Consider the following 5,837-nt stretch of genomic DNA (forward strand, 5'->3'; position numbering starts at 1 on the left):
CGCCGAGGGTGAGCGTGGCATGGGCTACGGCCGCACCCGCGCCGCCCGCGCCCACCTGCACGACCCGTTCCATGGGCGCGTCGGGCAGTCCCCGCGCGAAGGAGGCGGCGAAGCCGGTGACGTCCGTGTTGTGGCCGATCGCGCTGCCGTCCGCCTCGAAGACGACGGTGTTGACCGCGCCCAGCGCCTCGGCCTGCGGGGCGAGCCCGTCGAGGTGCTCGATGACGAGCTGCTTGCACGGGTGGGTGATGTTGAGCCCGTCGAAGCCCAAGACGCGGGCGGCGCGCACCAGTTCGCCCACCGCCTCCGGGCCGACACCGAGCACGTCGATGTCGATGAGCCGGTACAGATAGCGCAGCCCCTGGCGGTCGGCCTCGCGCTCGTGCAGGGCGGGGCTGAGGGAGGGACCGATACCGGAACCGATCAGCCCGACGAGATACGAGTCCTTGAAGACGTCGACCACCTGGTCCTCCTGAGCTGAGCGGCTCGCTAATGTACGAACTAGTACGTTAGCTATATCAGCATCGCCGGGCCACGGAAAGCCCCGGGCGGGAACGCGACCGCCCGCCACCCGCCCCTCCTTCTACAATCGGCCGCACACCGCGCCCGCGCCCGAAAGAAGCCAAGGAACCCGATGACCAGCGTCGAAGAACCGGCACGACCGAACGGGCGCATCCGAGACGCGGCCCGCACCAGGGCCGAGATCCTCGACGTGGCGACCCACGAGTTCGCACGGGCCGGCTACGACGGCGCCCGCGTCGACGAGATCGCCGCCCGCACCCGCACCACCAAGCGGATGATCTACTACTACTTCGGCGGCAAGGAACAGCTCTTCACGGCCGTCCTGGAGCGGGCCTACGGCGTGATCCGCGAGGCCGAACAGGGCCTGGACGTCGAGCACCTGGACCCGGTCGCGGCCATCCGGCGGCTGGCGGAGCTGACCTTCGACCACCACGAGCAGCACCCGGACTTCATCCGCCTGGTGAGCATCGAGAACATCCACGGGGCCGAGCACATCGCCGCCTCCGAGAAGCTCGGCAGGATCGGCTCGCCCGCCCTCGACGTGATCCGCCGCATCCTGGAGTCGGGACAGCAGTCCGGCCTGTTCACGGCCGACGTGGACGCCGTCGACCTGCACGCGATGATCAGCTCGTACTGCTTCTTCCGGGTCGCCAACCGGCACACCTTCGGCGCCCTGTTCGGCCGCGACCTGGTCGCCCCGGACCGGCGCGAGCACTACCGGACCATGCTGGGCGACATGGTGATCGCCTATCTGACGGCGGAGCGCGCGACGGACTGAGACGGTCCGACGGCACCCCTTGACACCCGGGAAACGTGGGCGCAACATCCCTACCCACCGAGACTAACTATCCAGTGGGTTAATTAGCCGCGATCCGGCAGCGACTCCGTCTCGCACATCCAGTCTCCCCGTCTCCGCTCACTCCGCCCACGGCGGAGTCTCCGCGAAGGAGCAAGCCGTGTCCGTCCCCGCCAACGCTGTCGGGCAGCCGAAGAAGGCGGCCGCCGCCGCCTGGATCGGCAGCGCCCTGGAGTACTACGACTTCTTCATCTACGGCAGCGCCGCCGCGCTGATCTTCCCCAAGGTCTTCTTCGACGACTCGGACCCGGCGACGGCGACCCTGCTCTCGCTCGCGACCTTCGGGGTCGCCTACGCGGCCCGTCCGGTCGGCGCTCTGTTCCTCGGACACTTCGGCGACCGGGTCGGCCGTAAGAAGATCATGATCTTCACGCTGCTGCTGATGGGCCTGTCGACGTTCCTCATCGGCTGTCTGCCCACCCGGGCGCAGGTCGGCTCACTCGCTCCGGTCCTCCTGGTGCTGTGCCGGGTCCTCCAGGGCATCTCCGCGGCGGGCGAGCAGGCCAGCGCCAGTTCGATGACGCTGGAGCACGCACCGCCGGACCGGCGCGGCTTCTTCACCAGCTTCACCCTCGGCGGCACCCAGGGCGGCCAGCTCCTCGCCACCCTCGTCTTCCTCGGCATCGCCCAACTCCCCGACAGGCAGCTGCTGTCCTGGGGCTGGCGCGTCCCGTTCTGGGCGAGCGTCCTGGTCGCGGTCGCCGGCTACTTCATGCGCCGCAAGCTCCAGGAGACCCCGGCCTTCGCCCGGCAGGCGGCGACCGAGGGGGTCGTGAAACTGCCGCTCGTGGTACTGCTGCGCGAGCACTGGGCGGACGTCCTGCGGGTGATCGCGGGCGCGCTCATCGCCTCCGTCTCGACGATCTTCACCGTGTGGGCGCTGGCCTACGCGACCAGCGACGCCGTCGGCATGTCCCGCACCTCGATGCTGTGGGTGGGCGCGCTCGCCAACCTCGTCGCCCTGGCCGCGATCCCCCTGTGGGCCACCCTGTCCGACCGCATCGGCCGTCGCCCGGTGTACCTGATCGGCGCGGTCGGCAGCGCGATCACGATGTTCCTCTACCTCTGGGCGATCTCGACGGGCTCCTACGCCCTCGTCCTGATCCTCGGCATCGTCGCCTTCGGCGTCGTCTACAGCGCCGCGAACGGCGTGTGGCCCTCCTTCTACGGCGAGATGTTCTCGACCCGGGTCCGGCTGTCCGGTATGGCCATCGGTACCCAGATCGGCTTCGCCGTGGCCGGGTTCGCGGTCACCTTCGCCGCGCGGATCGCGGGTCCCGACGGCACGGACTGGTCCTCGGTGGCCCTGTTCACGGCGGCCCTGTGCGTCCCGCCGGTCATCGCGGCGCTCTCGGCCCGCGAGACGAACAAGGTCCCGACGGAACTGCTCGGCGTGCGGTCACCCCGGGAGGCGTCGCGGCCGGAGACGGTGACGGCCTGACCAACGGCCCCTGCGCACCCCCGGATGCCGGACGCCCGACGGGCTCCGGCGCCCGGGGGTTTCTCACTGGAGCCGTTGACAGCTGACGTTTCACGCAAGAACATCGGCCCGAACGAGCACAAAAGAACAGCGCCGCCGCACGGCAATGCCATTGCTTCCCCGCCGGGTACGTGGCACGACCCCAACCGGGGTAGGACGTGAAGGGGCGGGTGACGCCGACGTCGTACGCGACACCGCCGACGGTGACACCGACCTTCGTGAACCTGCGCGCGCGGGGCGGCGACAAGGCCCTGCAGCCCCGCGCCGCCCGCAGGGGCCTCCGCGTGTCCCGGCCGATTTCAGGGGCGGCCGGTGCACGCGGGCCCGGGGCTGACTATCGTTGCCCGATCACATGCGCGAAAGGTGGTCGAGGGGCGTGACGGGGGCCGAGGAATGGATACGGGTGCCGGTCGGCGACGACGCCGGGCGGTGGGCGACGCGGGGGCGCAGCCGCAATGTGCTGTTCGTCGTGCACAACGTGACGTCCGCGACCCGGCTCCTCGACGTACTGCCGCTCTTCCACGACGACTTCCGGGTGCAGTTGCTGGTCACCTGCACGGGATCGTCGGCGTTCCGGGCTGGGGTGTCCGAGTTGCTCGCGGAAACGGGGGTGCCGGTGGTGTCCTGGGAACAGGCGACGGCAACACCGGTCGACTTGGCCGTCTCCGCGAGCTTCGGCGGTCAACTCCGGTCACTTTCAGGCGTATTGGCCGTGATGTCCCACGGTATCGGATACACTAAAAGGCTGGGGACACCCAACACCCAACACCCAACACCCAACACCCAACACCCAACACCCAACACCCAACACCCAACACCCAACACCCGGCGGCGAGGCGGCGGAGGTCGAGGTTCCGGTTTTCGGGCTGTCGCCCGAGTGGCTGCTCGACGACAGCGGGCGGCCCGTCGCCGACGCGCTGGTGCTGTCGCACCCCGAGCAGGTGGAGCGGCTGCGTGCCGTGTGTCCCGAGGCCGCGCCCACGGCCGTACTGGCCGGTGATCCGTGCTGGGACCGCATGCTCGCGGCGCGCCCCTACCGGGAGCGCTACCGGCGGGCGCTCGGCGTCGGGCGGGCGCAGCGGCTGGTGGTCCTCAACTCCACCTGGAACCCGGAGTCCCTGTTCGGCGACGGCCCCGCCTCCGGCGACGACGTACTGCCGTCCCTGCTCCCCCGGCTGACCTCCGAACTCCCCGTCGACGAGTACCGTCTCGCCGCCGTCCTGCACCCCAACATCTGGTACGGCCACGGCCCGGGCCAGATCCGCGCCTGGCTCGACCGGGCCCGCCGCGCCGGACTCACCCTCGTCGACCCGTTGCACGGCTGGCGCCAGGCGCTGCTCGCCGCCGACGCGGTCATCGGCGACCACGGCTCGGTGACCTATTACGCCGCCGCGCTCGGCACCCCCGTCCTCCTCGGCGCCGCACCCCTCGCGGGCCTCGCCCCCGACGCCCCGGTGCACGCCTTCGTCCGCACCGCGCCCCGCCTGGACCCCACGCTCCCCCTCAGCCCCCAACTCGCCGAGCTCATCTCCACGCACACCCCCTCGCCCACCCCCGCGGCCTTCACCAGCTCCGTCCCGGGCGAGTCGGCGACCCTCCTACGGCGCCTCTTCTACGACCTCGTCGGCATCCCCGAACCGGACGCTCCCGCACTGCTCGAACCGCTTCCGTTGCCGCCGTTCGAACCCGCGGCGCACACGGTCCCGCTGCGGGTGCTCACCCGGCTGCTGGGCACCACCGAGGTCGCCGTCGTCCGGTACGCGGGCCCGCACCCGGCGCCCGACAACACCGGCGAGACCCACACCGCGGTGCACGAGGACACCCGCGAGCAGGGCCAACTGTCCCTGGCCGACGTGGTGTTCCGGCATGGCGCGGCGGACGATCCGCGCTTCGGGTCACCCGCGCTCTGGACGACGGAGGTCCTGGCCCGGCACCCGCGATGCGCCCTCGCCGTCTACGTCACCGGTCCCGGCACCTGCACGGCCCGCACCTCGGACGGCACCCTGCTGCTCCTGCGCACCGAACCGCCCGCGGACGCCGACCCGGTCGCCTGCGCCTCGGCCTTGCACGCCTGGCTGGCTTCCGGCAAGTCGCTGCACGAGTCCGTCACGCAAGGGCTGACCGTGCACACGGGCGGGGCCGTGCACCGAGTGCGGGTCACCCCTGCCTAACCGTCGCAGCGCTCGCGCAGGACGCGCAGATACGACAGGTGCTGTTCCGCGTTCTCGTCGCGCAGCGCGATTGCCGCCTCGTCGATCAGGGCGCGGGCGGCCGTGAACTCGCCCTGGTTCAGGCGGGTTTCGGCGAGGTCGGTGAGAGTGCGGGCCGTGTTGTAGGCCTCGGGGGGCTCACGGAAGAAGGCCAGCGCGACTTCCAGGTGCGCGACGGCCTCGGCGGGGCGGCCCAGGCCGCGCAGCGCCCTGCCGCGGTGTCGTTCCAACAGCGCGCGGGCGCGCGGCAGATCGGTGGCACCCTCGTCGCCGGGACCGATGCCGTCCAGGATGCCGTCGGCCTCGTCGAAGGCCGTGTACGCCTCGTCGAAGCGCCATTGCCGCAGCCGGAGCAGGCCGAGGAACTCGACGGCGGAGGCGTGGCCGCGTACATGCCCGGCCGCCCTTTCGTCCCGCGCGGCGGCCAGCGCCTCGGGTTCCGCCTCCTCCCAGCGCCGCAACTCCATGAGGCTGTGGGCGAGTTGGGCATGGAGGGCACCGGCGCCGCGAGTGCCGGGGAAGTGGGCGTCCGCCGTCCGCGCCGCGGTGCGCAGCGCGGGCAGCAGTACGTCGTGGTGGCCGGCCTTGAGCTGGAGCGGCCACAGGGTCTGTCCCAGCAGGACGACGGTGTCCCAGTCGCCGAACTCCTCGGCGGCGTGCACCGCTTGGACCAGGTCGGGGGCTTCGGCGGCCAGCGCGGCGACGCCCGCTCCCGGGTTCTCGTACGACAGCGGGGTGGCCGCGGACGGGACGCGCCAGCTCTCCGGCA

General features: G+C 71.5%; 3 protein-coding genes and 2 pseudogenes. 3 read left to right on the plus strand and 2 right to left on the minus strand.

What is annotated here, in order from left to right; translation table 11 throughout:
• Positions 1–463: pseudogene (locus tag R6V09_RS44000) on the minus strand (shikimate dehydrogenase); the annotation flags it as partial.
• Between the two features lie 171 nt (positions 464–634).
• On the opposite strand from R6V09_RS44000, the gene R6V09_RS44005 reads away from it, so the two are divergent.
• From R6V09_RS44005 to R6V09_RS44015, 3 genes are all read left to right on the plus strand, one after another.
• On the plus strand, positions 635–1,300 hold the full coding sequence (locus tag R6V09_RS44005) for a TetR/AcrR family transcriptional regulator (protein WP_317887098.1): 666 nt from the start codon (positions 635–637) through the stop codon (positions 1,298–1,300).
• A 178-nt stretch (positions 1,301–1,478) separates the two neighbouring features.
• Positions 1,479–2,819 carry an MFS transporter gene (locus R6V09_RS44010; protein WP_317887099.1) on the plus strand — a complete coding sequence of 447 codons (1,341 nt, stop codon included), beginning with the start codon at positions 1,479–1,481 and terminating at the stop codon, positions 2,817–2,819.
• Positions 2,820–3,874: 1,055 nt separating this feature from the next.
• Positions 3,875–5,029 carry a hypothetical protein gene (locus tag R6V09_RS44015; RefSeq protein ID WP_442810260.1) on the plus strand — a complete coding sequence of 385 codons (1,155 nt, stop codon included), beginning with the start codon at positions 3,875–3,877 and terminating at the stop codon, positions 5,027–5,029.
• On the opposite strand, the pseudogene R6V09_RS44020 reads toward R6V09_RS44015, so the two are convergent.
• Positions 5,026–5,837: pseudogene (locus R6V09_RS44020) on the minus strand (tetratricopeptide repeat protein); the annotation flags it as partial. The gene R6V09_RS44015 and the pseudogene R6V09_RS44020 sit on opposite strands and share 4 nt — an antisense overlap.

It is taken from the genome of Streptomyces sp. W16 (genome assembly GCF_033194735.1).
In the GTDB taxonomy this organism is placed as follows: Bacteria; Actinomycetota; Actinomycetes; order Streptomycetales; family Streptomycetaceae; genus Streptomyces.

What these genes read in the sequence shown, in the direction of transcription:
- R6V09_RS44005 (WP_317887098.1), top strand. Translation starts at nt 635, where the DNA reads ATGACCAGCGTCGAAGAACCGGCACGACCGAACGGGCGCATCCGAGAC.
- R6V09_RS44015 (WP_442810260.1), top strand. Translation starts at nt 3,875, where the DNA reads ATGCTCGCGGCGCGCCCCTACCGGGAGCGCTACCGGCGGGCGCTCGGC.